Below are 15,436 nucleotides of genomic sequence, written 5' to 3'. Positions count from 1 at the left end.
CGTTAGGTATCCACTCATGCTGACCATCCTCGGCTTCACCATGATCGCGACCTTCCTGGTCCTGATCATGCTGAAGAAGATGTCGCCGATCGCGGCGCTCGTGCTGATCCCGGCACTCTTCTGTGTCTTCGTCGGCAAGGGCGCCGAGCTCGGTGACTACGTCATCGACGGCGTCACCGATCTCGCCCCCACGGCGGCGATGCTGATGTTCGCGATCGTCTACTTCGGTGTGATGATCGACGTCGGCCTCTTCGACCCGATCGTCCGGGGGATCCTCAAGTTCTGCAAGGCCGATCCGCTGCGCATCGTCGTCGGCACCGCGGTCCTCGCCGCGATCGTGTCGCTGGACGGCGACGGCTCGACCACCTTCATGATCACGGTCTCGGCGATGTACCCGCTGTACAAGCGGCTGAAGATGAGTCTCGTCGTGATGACCGGCGTCGCCGCCATGGCCAACGGCGTGATGAACACGCTGCCCTGGGGCGGCCCGACCGCCCGCGCCGCCACCGCGCTCAAGGTGGACGCGTCCGACATCTTCGTGCCGATGATCCCCGCGCTCGCCGTCGGCCTGCTCGGCGTCCTGGCCCTCTCCTACGTCCTCGGCCGCCGCGAGCGCAAGCGGCTCGGCGTGCTCACCCTCGACGAGGTGCTGGAGCCGCAGGAGGCCGAGACGGTGCTCATCGCGGCGGGCGGCGGTGACGCCGGCAGGCCCGTGCGCACCGGTGGGGCCGGTTCCGGAACCGACGCGGACGCCGGCCCGACCGGCGAGGACGACGCGTTCAAGGGACTCGACCCCGAACGCGCAACCCTGCGCCCCAGGCTCTACTGGTTCAACGCGCTCCTCACGGTCACCCTCCTCACCGCCATGATCATGGAGTGGCTGCCGATCCCGGTGCTCTTCCTGCTCGGTGCCGCGCTCGCGCTCACCGTCAACTTCCCCCACATGCCCGACCAGAAGGCCCGCCTCGGCGCCCACGCCGGGAACGTCCTCAACGTCTCCGGCATGGTCTTCGCCGCCGCCGTGTTCACCGGCGTCCTCCAGGGCACCGGCATGGTCGACCACATGGCGGGCTGGCTCGTCGGCAACATCCCCGACGGCATGGGCCCGCACATGGCCTTCGTCACCGGCGTCCTGAGCATCCCGCTCACTTACTTCATGTCCAACGACGGCTTCTACTTCGGCATCCTCCCGGTCCTCGCCGAGGCCGGACACGCGCACGGCGTCTCCTCCCTGGAGATCGCCCGTGCATCGATCGTCGGCCAGCCGCTGCACATGTCGAGCCCGCTGGTGCCCGCCGTGTACGTCCTGGTCGGCATGGCCAAGGTCGAGTTCGGCGACCACACGCGGTTCGTGGTGAAGTGGGCGGCGCTCATCTCACTGGTGGTGCTCGGCGCCGGAATCCTCTTCGGCATCATCTGATGCCCGACGCCCCATCTCGCGAGCGGCCCGGCAGGGGCTGGCTGCTGCGCCTCGTCATCGCCTTCGGCTTCGCGCAGGCGGCGGTGTCGATGGCCCGGCCCGCCGTCTCCTACCGGGCCCTCGCGCTGGGTGCGGACGAGCGCGCGATCGGCGTGATCGCCGGTGTGTACGCGCTGCTGCCCCTCTTCGCCGCGGTGCCGCTCGGCCGCCGTACCGACCACGGCCGGTGCGCGCCGCTGCTGCCGCTGGGCGTCGTCCTCATGTCCGGCGGCTGCGCGCTGAGCGGCGTCGCCGGCACCCTGTGGTCGATGGCGGTCTGGAGCGGGGTGATGGGACTCGGCCACCTCTGCTTCGTGATCGGCGCACAGTCGCTCGTCGCCCGCCAGTCCGCCGCGCACGAACAGGACCGCAATTTCGGACACTTCACCATCGGGGCCTCGCTCGGCCAGCTCGTCGGGCCGGTCGCGGCGGGCGCCCTGATCGGCGGCCCCGACATGGCGGTCACCAGTGCGCTCGCGCTGCTCGTCGCGGGTGTGCTCGCGGCGGCCGCGCTCACCTCGCTGTGGCGCATCGAGCACCGTACGGCGGTCGAGTCGCCGGTCGCGGTGGGCGATCGGGTCCCCGTGGGGCGCATCCTGCGTACCAGGGGCGTGCCCGCGGGCATCCTCGTCAGCCTCGCCGTGCTGTCCGCCACCGACATCCTCACGGCGTACCTCCCCGTGGTCGGCGAGCACCGGGGGATCGCGCCGTCCGTGGTGGGGCTGTTGCTGAGCCTGCGCGCGGCGGCCACCATCGCCTGCCGTCTGGTGCTGACCCCCCTGCTGCGGGTGCTGGGGCGCGCGCAGCTCCTCACGGTGACCTGTCTGTCGGCGGCCGTCCTGTGCGCCGGCATCGCGTTGCCGCTGCCGGTGTGGGCGCTGGCCGCGGTGCTCGCCGTCCTGGGCTTCTGCCTCGGGGTCGGTCAGCCGCTGTCCATGACGACGGTGGTGCAGGCGGCCCCCGACGGCGCCCGCTCCACGGCGCTCGCGCTGCGGCTGACGGGCAACCGGCTGGGGCAGGTGGCGGCGCCCGCCGCGGCGGGGCTGGTGGCCGGAGTCGCGGGCGCGGCCGCACCGTTCGTGATGCTCGGCGCGCTGTTGCTGCTGTCCTCGGGGATCGCGCTGCGTTCGCCGGCCAAGCCCGGCCGGGTGCGTGCCGGGGGAGCCCGGACGGGGGTGCTGTTGCGCCGCAAGAGCGATATCTGACGGGGTGCGGGGCGGTGTTGCCGCTCTTCTCCGGACGGATGTGAAAGAGAGTCAGATGAACGTCTGATTTGTATGACAATCATTTGACTTGGAGGATGTGCATGCCCACCTCGCCTCTGTCGTTCCGGCCGGCGCCGTCGCGCACCGCCGCCGCACGCGCGGGCGCCGCCGTCGCCCTGGCGGCGCTCACGGCCGCGGGCGCCGCTGTTCTGGGGACCCCGGCCGCGTTCGCCGCTCCCGGCGACAGCGGCGACGTCACGGTCCACCGCACGACCACTTCCGTCCGCGACCAGAAGGTGTGCGGGCTCTACCTGGACGCCTCCGACTTCGACGCGAGCCAGTCCGTGAGCTGGTCGATCGCGGCCCAGCCCCCCGTGGTCGACGGCTCCGTCCTCTCGGGCACACTCGCCCTCCCCGCGTCCGGCCACGGCCGGACCGCCGACCTGGTGCTGCCCACCGGCCAGTACAAGCTGACCTGGGCGATCGCGGGCGGCAACGGCGCGGGCAAGCACAAGGTCTTCAAGGTGGACTGTGCCGGCGCGCCCCTCAGCCCGACGGCGACAGTTCCGGGCGCCGGCACGGGCGGACAGGGCGGTCCCGGCGCCGGACCGGGCGGACTCGACGGCGGACCGAACGGCGGACCTGCCGCGGGCGGCGGCGGCCTCGCGCGCACCCAGGACTTCTCGCCGGTCGCCGGCGCGGCGGCCGTGGGTCTGGTCGTGACCGGGGGAGTCGTTTACCTCAGGCTGCGCCGGCGTACCGATGGTGCGGCGTAGGCGCTCCCGGAGGCCCTGGTACCGGACGCGCGTCTACCGTCTGACGCGGACCGCCGTGCTCGCCACCGTACTGGTGGCGGGCGCCGTCCGGTGGGCGGGGAGCGGCGAGCCGACGGGGTCCGGGACGGTGGCCGTGGCCGAGTCCCCCGGCCCGGCCGCCGCCACGGGGCCCGGGAGGGACGCGGGACGTGCGGACCGGGCCGACGCGCAGCGGCCCGGCGCCGGGACGCGCGGCGCACGGGCCGGCCGGACCGCTCCCGCCCGGCCGGCCCGGCCGCCGAGACCGCTCCCGCGCTCGCGTGCGACGGGGATCGAGATCCCGTACTTCCGGCTGGCGGCCCCGGCCGTCGCCGTCCGGCTCGACAGCGAGCGGCACCTGACGGTGCCGCCCGTGGACGACGCGAAGGTGGTCGGCTGGTACGCGGGCGGAGCCACGCCGGGCGAGCGGGGCACGGCCGTCGTCGTCGGGCACCGCGACACCAGGACGGGACCCGCCGTCTTCGCGGCGCTCGGGCGGCTGCCGGTCGGCCGGCAGATCGAGGCCCGGCGCGCCGACGGACGGGTCGCCGTCTACACGGTGGACGCCGTGAAGACGTACGAGAAGGCACGCTTCCCCGACGAGGAGGTGTACGGCGAAAGGAAGCGCCCCGAGCTGCGTCTGATCACCTGCGGTGGTGTCTACGACCGCAGGAAGGGCTACGCCGGCAACATCGTGGTCTTCGCTCACCTCACGGAGACACGGGGGCGAGCCCGCACCCCGTGAGGGCGCCCGCCGCACCGGCCTGTCCCGCCGGGCGGGGCGCCGCACACCGGTCCGTCGCCCCGCCCGGGCCGTGCCCGAGGGGCCGGGCGTCCGGCGCTCGACGGCCGGGAGCCGGACGGTCCGGTACCCGGCGCTCGGGTGCCCGACGTGCCGGTGCCAGGACCGGGCGGGGCACCTGCGTCCGCCGGTATCTGATCGTCCGTTTACGCCCGCGCAGAACCGGATGGTCCGATCCCGCCGGATGTCTTCCCCCGGGCGTGCGCGGTCCGTTAACTTCCGTGACTCATACGTCCCGTACGACCCGCGCGGGTCGTTCGACGACACGCTCTGGCTTCCAGTGAGCCCCCGGGGGCACCTCTCATGACACGCGCCATCTCCCTGCACAGCGTCAGCAAGTCGTACACACGCGGCATCCGCGTGGTGGAGCGGTTGTCGCTCGACATCCGGCCGGGCGAGTTCCTGGTCCTGCTCGGGCCCTCCGGGTGCGGCAAGTCGACGGTGCTGAGAATGATCGCCGGACTCGAAGAGGTCACCGAGGGCGAGGTGCGTCTCGACGGCGAGTACGCCAACGACCTGCCGCCCTCCGGGCGTGACATGGCCATGGTCTTCCAGAACTTCGCCCTGTACCCGAGCATGACCAGCCGCGACAACATCGGCTTCCCGCTGCGCATCGAGTCGCCCGGCGACGATCCGCGCCCGCGGGTGGACGCCACCGCCCGGATGCTCGGCATCCAGGACCTCCTCGACCGTTTCCCGAACCAGCTCTCCGGCGGTGAACGCCAGCGCGTCGCCATGGGACGGGCGATCGCACGGCATCCGTCCGCCTTCCTGATGGACGAGCCGCTGTCCAACCTGGACGCCAAGCTCCGCAACCACCTGCGGGCCGAGATCGCCCGGCTCACCAGGGATCTGGGTACGACGACGGTCTACGTCACCCACGACCAGGCGGAGGCGATGTCGCTCGGCGACCGGGTGGCCGTGCTGCGCGGCGGGGTGCTGCAACAGCTCGGCACACCCCGGACGGTCTACTCGCTGCCCGCGAACGTCTTCGTCGCCGCCTTCATCGGCACTCCGCGGATCAACCTGCTGCGCGGCCTGGTGCGGGCGCCGCTCGACGGCGCGATGTCGATCAGCCTGGGCAAGCAGTACCTCCGGCTGCCCGAACCCCTGTCCCTGGATCACCAGTTGCTGCGGGTCCAGCAGGGCCGCGAGGTCATCGTCGGACTGCGCTCCGAGGCCGTACGGCTCGCGAAGCCGTCCGCCGCCCGGCCGGGCGAGGTGGCGATCAGCGGGCTCGTCGAGCACGTGGAGTACCAGGGGCACGAGGTCCTGGTCCACTTCAACACGGGGTCGCGGCCCGCCGTCGTACCGGAGCTGGAGTCGCCGCGCCCCACCCGGCCGGTCCGGCGACGGCGGCGCGAGGGCACGGTCATCGACCGGCTGCGGGAGCGCGCGGGGGCCCTGCGGGCCGGGCCGGTGGTGGTCCTGGAGCATCCGGGGGACGCGGCACCCGACGTTCCCGACCTGGCGCCGCCCGAGGGCCGGCTGCCCGGGGATCTCGTCGTCCGCACCACGCCCGACATCGAACTGCGGCACGGTATGCAGGTCCCCCTCCTCGTGGACCTCGCCCATCTGTTCGTCTTCGACCAGCACGGTGAACGCATCTGTCCGGCTCCGGCGCGGCTGCCGGACCTGGAGGAGTGAGTTCCGCTAGGCAGACCGGCATGACCCCGCACAGCCTGCGCGCCCGTCCGGTCGCCGCCACTGCCACCGCCCTGCTCCTCGCCGGCGCCACCGCCGCCCATGCCGTCCTCGGCGACGAGGAACCGCGGACGGCGGTGCGCGGAGCCGCGTACGTGGAGACCCGGCTCCTCTTCGGCACGGCGCGGCCCGACGGCGGATCCGCCGTCACCGACCGGCAGTTCATGGACTTCGTCGACCACGAGGTGACGCCGCAGTTCCCCGGCGGACTCACCGTGCGGGAGGGGCGCGGCCGGTGGCGGGACGCGCACGGCGTGATCGAGCGGGAGCGGTCGTACGAGCTGGGGCTGCTCTACCCGGTCGCGCGGGCCGCCGCGAGCGACCGGAGGATCGAGGAGATCCGGAGTGCCTACGAGCGGGCGTTCGCCCAGGAGTCGGTGGGCCGGGTCGACGACCACGAGCAGGTCGACTTCTGACGGACGGCACCGAGGGCGCCCTGGGGCCGGCCACCCCTGGCGCCCCAAAACTATCATCGCTAGTTTAGGGTCCGGACGACGCGTCCCCGCCCGGGAGGAACACGATGAAGGCACATGACGGCATGTACATCGACGGCACCTGGCGCCCCGCCGCCGGCCGGGACACGATCGAGGTCGTGAACCCGGTCGACGAGCAGGTGATCGGCCGGGTCCCGGCGGGCACGGCCGAGGACGTCGACGCCGCCGTGCGCGCGGCCCGCGCCGCCTTCCCGGGCTGGGCCGCGACCCCGCCCGCCGAGCGGGCCGCGCGGCTCGGCGCGCTCCGCGACGCACTCGTCGCGCGCAAGGACGAGATCGCGGAGACCGTGACGGCCGAGCTGGGCTCGCCGCTCGCGTTCTCGCAGACCGTGCACGCGGGCGTGCCGATCCTGGTCGCCGGCTCCTACGCCGAACTGGCCGCGACGCACGACTTCGAGGAGAAGGTCGGCAACTCGACCGTCTACCAGGAGCCCGTCGGCGTCGTCGGCGCGATCACCCCGTGGAACTACCCGCTGCACCAGATCGTCGCCAAGGTCGCCCCGGCGCTCGCGGCGGGCTGCACCGTCGTCCTGAAGCCCGCCGAGGACACCCCGCTCACCGCACAGCTCTTCGCCGAGGCCGTGGCCGACGCGGGCATCCCGGCCGGTGTGTTCAACCTCGTCACCGGTCTCGGCCCGGTCGCGGGCCAGTCCCTCGCCGAGCACCCGGACGTCGACCTGGTCTCCTTCACCGGCTCCACCGCGGTCGGCCGGCGGATCGGCGCCACGGCAGGGGCCGCCGTCAAGCGGGTCGCCCTCGAACTGGGCGGCAAGTCCGCCAACGTCATCCTGCCCAGCGCCGACCTGGCCAAGGCGGTGGCCGTCGGGGTCGCCAACGTGATGTCCAACTCGGGCCAGACGTGCAGCGCCTGGACCCGGATGCTCGTGCACACCGGGCAGTACGAGGAGGCGGTCGAACTGGCCGCGACCGCCGCCGCGAAGTACGGCGACCGCATCGGGCCCGTCGTCAACGCCAAGCAGCGCGACCGCGTCCGCGGCTACATCGACAAGGGCCTGGCCGAAGGCGCGCGGCTCGTCGCGGGCGGCACCGAATCCCCGCACGCACAGGGGTTCTTCGTCAGCCCCACCGTCTTCGCCGACGTGACCGAGGAGATGTCGATCGCCCAGGAGGAGATCTTCGGGCCGGTCCTGTCGATCATCCGCTACGAGGACGAGGAGGACGCCCTGCGGATCGCCAACGGCACGGTGTACGGGCTCGCGGGCGCGGTATGGGCGGGTGAGGAGTCCGAGGCGGTCGCCTTCGCGCGGCGGCTCGAGACGGGGCAGGTCGACATCAACGGAGGACGCTTCAACCCCCTCGCCCCGTTCGGCGGTTACAAGCAGTCGGGCGTCGGCCGCGAGCTCGGATCGCACGGCCTGTCCGAGTACCTCCAGACCAAATCCCTCCAGTTCTAGACCCTAGGAGCACGCACATGGTTCGCGCCGCCGTCCTTCCCGCCGTGGGCGCTCCCCTGGAGATCGCCGAGATCGACCTCCCCGAACCGGGCCCCGGCCGGGTCAGGGTCAGGCTCGCCGCCGCCGGGGTCTGCCACTCCGACCTGTCCCTGTCCGACGGCACCATGCGGGTACCCGTCCCCGCCGTCCTCGGACACGAGGGCGCCGGCACCGTCGTCTCCGTCGGCGAGGGCGTCACCCATGTCGCGCCCGGCGACGGCGTGGTCCTCAACTGGGCGCCGTCCTGCGGCGCCTGCCACGCCTGTTCGCTCGGCGAGGTGTGGCTGTGCGCCAACGCCCTGGCCGGCACGGCGGACGTGTACGCGCGCCGCGCCTCGGACGGCAGCGACCTCCATCCCGGCCTGAACGTGGCCGCGTTCGCCGAGGAGACCGTCGTCGCCGCGAGCTGCGTCCTGCCCGCACCGGACGGAGTCCCCCTGGTCGACGCGGCCCTGCTCGGCTGCGCGGTCCTCACCGGTTACGGCGCCGTCCACCACTGCGCGCAGGTGCGGCCCGGCGAGACGGTCGCGGTGTTCGGTGCCGGCGGGGTCGGGCTCGCGGCCCTCCAGGCCGCCCGGATCGCGGGTGCCTCGCAGATCGTCGCCGTAGACGTCTCGCCCGAGAAGGAGTCCCTCGCGCGGGACGCGGGAGCGACCGACTACGTCGTCGCCTCCGACGCCACCGCGCGCGAGATCCGCGGCCTCACCGGCAAGCAGGGCGTCGACGTCGCCGTCGAGTGCGTGGGGCGCGCCGTGACCATCCGCACCGCCTGGGACTCCACACGGCGCGGCGGCCGCACCACCGTCGTCGGTATCGGCGGCAAGGACCAGCAGGTCACCTTCAACGCGCTGGAGATCTTCCACTGGGGCAGGACCCTCGCGGGCTGCGTCTACGGCAACTGCGACCCGGCGCGGGACCTGCCGGTCCTCGCGGAGCACGTCCGCGCCGGGCGCCTGGACCTCGGGAGCCTGGTCACGGACCGGATCGCCCTCGACGGCATCCCGGCGGCGTTCGACAACATGATCGCGGGCAAGGGCGGCCGGGCCCTGGTCGTGTTCTAGCCGTGGCCGCCCGATCCCGGGCCGGTGCCGGTCCGGGATCAGGCGGACCGGTGCCGGTCCGGGATCAGGCCTGCTCCGGCTCGGGGCGGCGCTCCGGCGCGGCCGCCACCGTCCCGGCGTCCGGGGGCACGAGTTCCGAGGCCGCCGCCGTCCCGGCACGGGGCCTGGAGCGCGACACCGCGACACCCGCCAGGCACAACGCCCCGCCCGCCAGGGTGAGCGGCCCTGGCACCTCGCCGAGGAACAACCAGGACATCAGGACGACGAGGGCGGGCACCGCGTACGTCGTCGCGCCCATACGGCTGGCGGTGGTGCGGGCCAGCGCGTACGCCCAGGTCGTGAAGGCCAGTGCGGTCGGGAAGAGGCCCAGGTAGACCATGTTGAGCGTGGCGGAGGCCGGCGCCTTCGCGGCCTCCGCCACGAGCTGCCCGGCGAAGGGCAGGCAGGCGACGGCGCCGACCAGGCAGCCGAACGTCGTGACCTGGAGCGCGCCGGCCCGGCCGAGCGCCGGCTTCTGCGCCACGACACCGCCCGCGTAGCCCACCGCGGCGAGCAGACACAGGACGACCCCGAGGACCGACGAGCCGCCCTCGCCGGACATCGACAGGCCGACGGCGACGGCACCCGCGAACGACACGGCCATGCCCGCCAGCAGCCGGGGCGGCATCGGGTCCCCGAGCAGCCGGGAGCCGAGAAGGGCGATGAGGATGGGGCCGACGTTCACCACGAGTGCGGCCGTGCCCGCGTCCACCTGCTGCTCGCCCCAGTTCAGGACGACCATGTAGAAGCCGAACCACAGCAGCCCGGATATCGCGATCCCGGGCCAGGCCGCCCGGGGCGGCCACCCCTGCCTGCGGACCAGACAGACGGCCCCGAGCGCGAGGGCCCCGGCGAGCAGCCGCCCCAGTGCCAGCGCGCCCGGCGAGTACGCCTCGCCCGCGCTGCGGATCGACACGAAGGCGGAGGCCCACAGTCCGACGGTGACGGTCGCGGCGCCCGCGGCGAGCAGCCGCGTGCGTCCGGTGGGCGGGGCGGGCCGGGAGGTGTTCATCATGCTCCTGAGGCTAGGCGGGGGGCGAGCGGAGGTCTCGCGGATTTCGGACGCCTGCCTGCGGCGCCGGTGCCGCGTCGCCGTGCGCGAGCAAGGGGCGGGCAGGGGCAGGTCAGCGCAGCGCGGCGGCCTCGACACCCAGGAGCTCCGCGAGGGCCCGTTCGCCCTCGGGGGTCACCTTGACGGCCCGCTCCGTGCCGACGCGCACACACCACTTCGCGTCCAGGGCGTGCCGGCACAGGGCCGCGCCGGCGCCGCCCGCGAGGTGCGGCCGGCGTTCGGTCCAGTCCAGACAGGCCCGGGTGAGCGGGCGACGGGCCGTGAGGTCGAGGCCGATGCCGACGGACTCGAACCACCGCAGTCCGGCGTCGGTGAGGGCGAACCCGGTGTCCTGGCGGAGCAGGCCGCGGGCGGTGAGGGCATCGGTGAGGGCGATGCCGAGGCGCCCGGCGAGATGGTCGTAGCAGGTGCGGCCGCGGGCCATCGCCGACACCGCGCTCGACTCCCGGAGCGTGCGCGGGCGTCCGGCCCCGGCCGGCCCGACGTGGGCGGCGAGATCCTCGACGATCTGCGCGACACGGGGGCTCGCCAGCCGTACGTAGCGGTGCCTGCCCTGCCGTTCCTCGGTGAGCAGCCCGCCCGTGACGAGCCTGCCGAGGTGCTCGCTGGCCGTGGAGGGGGCGACCTGGGCGTGCCGGGCCAGCTCGCCCGCGGTCCAGGCCCGCCCGTCGAGCAGAGCGAGCAGGAACCCGGCCCGCGTCTCGTCCGCGATCAGCGCCGCGAACCCCGCGAGCCCCGCTGCCCTGCTGTGCGTCGGCCTCGTCATGCCCTCCAGCATGCGCCACGGACGTTACGGCCCTCGCCGAAACGTCCTCACCGCAGGCGTGCCGGTTCGTCCGTGGAGCCCGGACGCGGCGGCCGAGGTGGGGTATGCCCGCGGAGCTCGGACGTGACCGCCGGAGACGGAGGCGTGGGCACGTCCCAGCCGTCCCGGACGCGGTCGCCGGAGGACGAGGTGCCGAGGTGTGACCGCTGCCGGGCGTGGAGGCCGGAGGCCGAGGTGCCGGGAGGTGCGTGGAGCCTGCGTGGAGCCGTGGCGTGGCGGCGGGAGGGCGAGGTGCCGGGAGGTGCGTGGAGCCGTGGCGTGGCGGCGGGAGGCCGAGGTGTCGAGCGGCCTCACAGGCCCTGCGGCGCGAGGCTGAGGCGGGCGAGGTGTCTTCGCCGTCCCGGGCGTGGCCACGGGGGAGACCGCCGGCCTGACCGAACCGGGTTCGCTCAGCTTCCCACCGTCAGCTGCGCGTACTGGGCCGACAGGCCGTCCAGCAGCGCGGTGAGGCCCGTCTCGAAGGCCCGTTCGTCGATCTTCTCCTGCTGCTCGGCGAGCAGGTGTGCCTGCCCCAGGTGGGGATAGTCCGCGGGGTCGTACGCGTCCGCGTCGTCGACGAAGCCCCCGGCGAACGAGCCCAGCGCGGAGCCCATGATGAAGTACCGCATCAGCGCCCCGATCGAGGTGGCCTGGGAGGGCGGCCACCCCGCCTCGACCATGGCGCCGAACACCGCGTCGGCGAGCCGCAGGCCCGCGGGCCGCCGCCCGGGGCCGCGCGCGAGCACCGGAACGATGTTCGGGTGGTCGCGCAGAGCGGCCCGGTAGGAGACGGCCCAGTCGTGCAGCGCGGTGCGCCACTCTCGGCCGTCCTCGAACATCGTCAGGTCGACCTGGGCGCTGACCGAGTCCGCGACCGCCTCCAGGATCTGGTCCTTGGTGCGGAAGTGGTTGTACAGGGACGGCCCGCTGACGCCGAGTTCGGCGGCGAGCCGGCGCGTCGAGACGGCCGCGAGGCCCTCGGCGTCCACCAGGGCCCGTGCGGTGTCCACGATGCGGTCGGTGCTCAGCAGGGGCTTGCGCGGTCGGGCCATGGCGCACATAGTAGGGCTGCATTCGGAAACTAGCAGTGCTAATTTAAATGTACTGCTTTCCATGTCCGCGATCTGTGGGGTGACTCGGTATGAACCTGGAGCTCAGCGAGGAGCAGACCGCCGTCCGGCAACTCGCCAAGGACTTCGTGGACCGCGAGATCGCCCCCCACGTCGTCGAGTGGGACCGCGCCGAGGAGGTCGACCGGTCCATCGTGAAGAAGCTGGCCGAGGTCGGCTTCCTCGGGCTGACCATCGACGAGGAGTACGGCGGCAGCGGCGGCGACCACCTGGCGTACTGCCTGGTCACGGAGGAGCTGGGACGCGGCGACTCGTCCGTCCGCGGCATCGTCTCCGTCTCGCTGGGCCTCGTCGCCAAGTCGATCGCCCACTGGGGCACCGAGGAGCAGAAGCGGCGCTGGCTGCCGGGGCTCACGGCCGGCGAGTACGTCGGCTGCTTCGGGCTCACCGAGCCCGGTACGGGATCGGACGCGGGCAGCCTGGCGACCCGGGCCGTGCGCGACGGCGACGACTATGTCATCAACGGCACCAAGATGTTCATCACCAACGGCACCTGGGCCGACGTCGTCCTGCTGTTCGCCCGCTCCACCGACGCGCCCGGCCACAAGGGCGTCTCGGCCTTCCTGATACCGGCCGACACCCCCGGCCTTAGCCGCCGCACCATCCACGGCAAGCTCGGGCTGCGCGGGCAGGCCACCGCGGAACTGGTCCTCGAGGACGTACGGGTACCGGCGAGCGCGATGATGGCGCCCGAGGGCAGGGGCTTCGCCGTCGCGATGTCGGCGCTCGCCAAGGGCCGGATGTCGGTGGCGGCGGGCTGCGTCGGCATCGCCCAGGCCGCGCTGGACGCCGCGGTGCGGTACGCGTCCGAACGGGAGCAGTTCGCAAAGCCCATCGCCCAGCACCAGCTGGTGCAGGAGCTGATCAGCGACATCGCCGTCGACGTGGACGCCGCACGGCTGCTGACCTGGCGGGTCGCCGATCTCGTCGACCGCGGCCTGCCGTTCGCCACCGAGTCGTCGAAGGCCAAGCTGTTCGCCTCCGAGGCCGCCGTGCGCGCCGCGAACAACGCCCTCCAGGTCTTCGGCGGCTACGGCTACATCGACGAGTACCCGGCGGGCAAGCTGCTGCGCGACGCGCGCGTGATGACCCTCTACGAAGGCACCAGCCAGATCCAGAAGCTGGTCATCGGGCGTGCCCTGACCGGGGTTTCGGCCTTCTGAGTACGTCCCGCGCGTTCCTGAGTATCTCGGCGGATGCGACGGCCCGGCCCCGGCGGCGAGGCTTTCCCCATGAGTGAGACACCGGTCAAGCAGCAGAACACGGCCGCCTTCTACGGGCAGGCCGTCGCCTCCTTCTCGGTCGCGATGGCCGCGACCGCCCTGGGCATCTTCAAGCTCCAGGCCGACGCCTGGGTGCGGGGCTTCCTCGCCATCGCGGTCCTGTACCTGGTGACGTCCGCCTTCACCCTGGCCAAGGTGATCCGCGACCGTCAGGACGGTATGCGCGCCGGCGGGCGGGTGTACGACCCCTTCGAGAAGCTCTGATCCACCCCCGGGGCGGGGCATTTCGCCCCGGGCGGGGGCTCCCGTCCTGAGCGGGGGATCTAAGCGGGCGCTCAGGTTCAGGGGTATGGTGTTCACCCTGTCGGTGGAGAAGGGGCGAACAGCGATGAGTACGGCGGAGGAGACGGCCGGCGGCGAGATGCAGCCGTGGGCCGAGGTCACCCCGGACGCGGCCCGGCGGCTGCTCGTCGCCGCCGTGGAGGCCTTCGCCGAGCGCGGGTACCACGCGACGACGACCCGGGACATCGCGGGCCGCGCGGGCATGAGCCCTGCCGCCCTGTACATCCACTTCAAGACCAAGGAAGAGCTGCTCCACCGGATCAGCAGGATCGGCCACGCGAAGGCCCTGGACATCCTGCGGACGGCCGCCCGGGGCGAGGGTGACGCGACAGAGCGTCTCGCGGACGCCGTGAGCTCCTTCGTGCGCTGGCACGCCGGAGGGCGCACCACCGCGCGGGTCGTGCAGTACGAACTGGACTCGCTCGGACCCGACGCCCGCGCCGAGATCATCGGCCTGCGCCGCCAGGTCGACGCCGAGGTGCGCGGGATCATCCAGGACGGCGTGGCCGCGGGCGACTTCGACGTCCCGGACGTCCCCGGCACCACCCTCGCCGTGCTCTCCCTCTGCATCGACGTGGCCCGCTGGTTCAACGTGAACGGACCCCGGACGCCGGACGAGGTCGGCGCGCTCTACGCCGACCTCGTGCTGCGGATGGTGGGAGCCGGGAAGTAGCCCGGGCGCACCGCGCGGCGGTCAGAAGTAGTAGCGGGACACCGACTCGGCCACGCACACCGGCTTGTCGCCGCCCTCGCGCTCGACGGTCACCGCGGCCGTGACCTGCACGCCGCCGCCCGCCTCGGTGACCTCCGTGAGGACCGCGGTGGCACGCAGCCGGGAGCCCACCGGCACCGGGGCGGGGAAGCGCACCTTGTTGCTGCCGTAGTTGACGCCCATCTTCATACCCTCGACGCGCATGACCTGCGGCACCAGCGCGGGCAGCAGCGACAGCGTGAGGTAGCCGTGCGCGATGGTCGTGCCGAACGGGCCCGCGGCGGCCTTCTCCGGGTCCACGTGGATCCACTGGTGGTCGCCCGTGGCGTCCGCGAACAGGTCGATCCGCTTCTGGTCGACCTCCAGCCAGTCGCTGTGTCCCAGCTGTTCGCCCACCGCCGCCTTCAGGTCGTCGGCGGACGTGAAGATCCTCGGCTCTGCCATGTCCCTGGCCTCCCACGTCGCAATGTCTAAGCAACTGCTTAGCATGGTCGGGTGGAGGGCTCCTGTCAACGCACCGCGGGCATGCCGGGGTGGGTTAGGTTCGAGGGGTGCCCCAGATTCCAGAGAAGATCCACGAGCTCACGGTCGGTCAGCTGTCCGCCCGCAGCGGCGCGGCCGTCTCCGCCCTGCACTTCTACGAGTCCAAGGGCCTGATCAGCAGCCGCCGCACCAGCGGGAACCAACGCCGCTACCACCGAGACGCACTGCGTCGCGTCGCCTTCGTCCGGGCCGCGCAGCGCGTCGGCATCCCGCTCGCCACGATCCGCGAGGCCCTGGCCGAACTCCCCGAGGAGCGCACCCCGACGCGGGAGGACTGGGCCCGGCTCTCGGAGGCATGGCGCTCCGAACTCGACGAGCGCATCAAGCAGCTGGGCCGGCTGCGGGACCACCTCACCGACTGCATCGGCTGCGGCTGCCTGTCCCTGGAGAACTGTGTGCTCTCCAACCCGGACGACGTCTTCGGCGAGCGTCAGGCCGGCTCCCGGCTCATGGTGGAACGCTCCGGCCGCACCACGCGGCCGGAGCCGGCGAACGACTGCCGCTGAGCCTGGTCACCGGCCTTGCGGAAGCCTTCGTGTGACGGCCTCCAGGCTGGTCACCGGGCTGACGTGAGCCGGTGCGCGACGGCCGCCGGGC

At 73.1% G+C, this 15,436-nt stretch carries 16 protein-coding genes; 12 read left to right on the top strand and 4 right to left on the bottom strand.

The features are described 5' to 3' along the window. Nucleotides 1–16 precede the first annotated feature (16 nt). The 8 genes from H305_RS0118545 to H305_RS0118510 all read left to right on the top strand — a co-directional run bounded on the left by H305_RS0118545 (nt 17) and on the right by H305_RS0118510 (nt 8,973). Nucleotides 17–1,420 (top strand): CitMHS family transporter, encoded by a 1,404-nt coding sequence (locus H305_RS0118545; protein WP_028801693.1) that lies wholly within the window; start codon nt 17–19, stop codon nt 1,418–1,420. Continuing rightward, nucleotides 1,420–2,664: an MFS transporter gene (locus tag H305_RS0118540; RefSeq protein WP_028801692.1), complete on the top strand. Its 1,245-nt coding sequence runs from the start codon at nt 1,420–1,422 to the stop codon at nt 2,662–2,664. The genes H305_RS0118545 and H305_RS0118540 overlap by 1 nt, the downstream gene beginning before the upstream one ends. Before the next feature lie 101 nt (nt 2,665–2,765). Beyond that, a complete protein-coding gene (locus H305_RS0118535) occupies nt 2,766–3,440 on the top strand; it encodes a hypothetical protein (RefSeq protein WP_028801691.1) in 675 nt (224 codons plus the stop codon). Continuing rightward, complete coding sequence (locus tag H305_RS0118530) at nt 3,427–4,203, top strand: class F sortase (RefSeq protein WP_028801690.1); 777 nt, start codon at nt 3,427–3,429, stop codon at nt 4,201–4,203. Before H305_RS0118535 ends, H305_RS0118530 begins: the two co-directional genes overlap by 14 nt. Nucleotides 4,204–4,563: 360 nt before the next feature. After that, nucleotides 4,564–5,907: an ABC transporter ATP-binding protein gene (locus H305_RS0118525; RefSeq protein WP_028801689.1), complete on the top strand. Its 1,344-nt coding sequence runs from the start codon at nt 4,564–4,566 to the stop codon at nt 5,905–5,907. A gap of 20 nt (nt 5,908–5,927) precedes the next feature. Then, nucleotides 5,928–6,380 (top strand): DUF3574 domain-containing protein, encoded by a 453-nt coding sequence (locus H305_RS0118520; RefSeq protein WP_028801688.1) that lies wholly within the window; start codon nt 5,928–5,930, stop codon nt 6,378–6,380. Between the two features lie 104 nt (nt 6,381–6,484). Further along, nucleotides 6,485–7,873: an aldehyde dehydrogenase family protein gene (locus H305_RS0118515; protein ID WP_028801687.1), complete on the top strand. Its 1,389-nt coding sequence runs from the start codon at nt 6,485–6,487 to the stop codon at nt 7,871–7,873. Nucleotides 7,874–7,890: 17 nt separating this feature from the next. Beyond that, nucleotides 7,891–8,973 carry a Zn-dependent alcohol dehydrogenase gene (locus H305_RS0118510; protein WP_028801686.1) on the top strand — a complete coding sequence of 361 codons (1,083 nt, stop codon included), beginning with the start codon at nt 7,891–7,893 and terminating at the stop codon, nt 8,971–8,973. Nucleotides 8,974–9,037: 64 nt separating this feature from the next. Here H305_RS0118510 and H305_RS0118505 read toward each other — a convergent pair whose 3' ends face one another. The 3 genes from H305_RS0118505 to H305_RS0118495 form a co-directional block, all read right to left on the bottom strand. Then, nucleotides 9,038–10,027 (bottom strand): DMT family transporter, encoded by a 990-nt coding sequence (locus H305_RS0118505; RefSeq protein WP_028801685.1) that lies wholly within the window; start codon nt 10,025–10,027, stop codon nt 9,038–9,040. Nucleotides 10,028–10,136: 109 nt separating this feature from the next. Further along, nucleotides 10,137–10,862, bottom strand: a complete 726-nt coding sequence (locus H305_RS0118500; protein WP_107440053.1) for an ArsR/SmtB family transcription factor — start codon at nt 10,860–10,862, stop codon at nt 10,137–10,139. A 437-nt stretch (nt 10,863–11,299) separates the two neighbouring features. After that, on the bottom strand, nt 11,300–11,941 hold the full coding sequence (locus H305_RS0118495) for a TetR/AcrR family transcriptional regulator (protein WP_028801683.1): 642 nt from the start codon (nt 11,939–11,941) through the stop codon (nt 11,300–11,302). Nucleotides 11,942–12,030: 89 nt separating this feature from the next. On the opposite strand from H305_RS0118495, the gene H305_RS0118490 reads away from it, so the two are divergent. The 3 genes from H305_RS0118490 (at nt 12,031) to H305_RS0118480 (ending at nt 14,257) form a co-directional block, all read left to right on the top strand. After that, complete coding sequence (locus tag H305_RS0118490; protein ID WP_028801682.1) at nt 12,031–13,182, top strand: acyl-CoA dehydrogenase family protein; 1,152 nt, start codon at nt 12,031–12,033, stop codon at nt 13,180–13,182. A gap of 69 nt (nt 13,183–13,251) precedes the next feature. Beyond that, nucleotides 13,252–13,506, top strand: a complete 255-nt coding sequence (locus H305_RS0118485; RefSeq protein WP_028801681.1) for a YiaA/YiaB family inner membrane protein — start codon at nt 13,252–13,254, stop codon at nt 13,504–13,506. 124 nt (nt 13,507–13,630) lie between these two features. Further along, nucleotides 13,631–14,257 (top strand): TetR/AcrR family transcriptional regulator, encoded by a 627-nt coding sequence (locus H305_RS0118480; protein ID WP_028801680.1) that lies wholly within the window; start codon nt 13,631–13,633, stop codon nt 14,255–14,257. A 21-nt stretch (nt 14,258–14,278) separates the two neighbouring features. Here the strand turns inward: H305_RS0118480 and H305_RS0118475 are convergent, their stop codons facing one another. After that, the gene (locus H305_RS0118475; RefSeq protein WP_028801679.1) at nt 14,279–14,740 is read right to left on the bottom strand and encodes a MaoC family dehydratase; all 462 of its coding nucleotides are present in this window, start codon (nt 14,738–14,740) and stop codon (nt 14,279–14,281) included. Nucleotides 14,741–14,847: 107 nt separating this feature from the next. Between H305_RS0118475 and soxR the strand changes: the two genes are divergently transcribed. Next, complete coding sequence (gene soxR / locus H305_RS46375; protein ID WP_037764464.1) at nt 14,848–15,345, top strand: redox-sensitive transcriptional activator SoxR; 498 nt, start codon at nt 14,848–14,850, stop codon at nt 15,343–15,345. The last annotated feature ends 91 nt before the right edge of the window (nt 15,346–15,436 follow it).

Origin of the sequence: Streptomyces sp. 142MFCol3.1 (genome assembly GCF_000424945.1) — a bacterium.
Taxonomy (GTDB): Bacteria; Actinomycetota; Actinomycetes; order Streptomycetales; family Streptomycetaceae; genus Streptomyces; species Streptomyces siamensis.
Note: the sequence above shows the minus strand (reverse complement) of the source record. Positions and strands in the feature narration are given on the sequence as shown.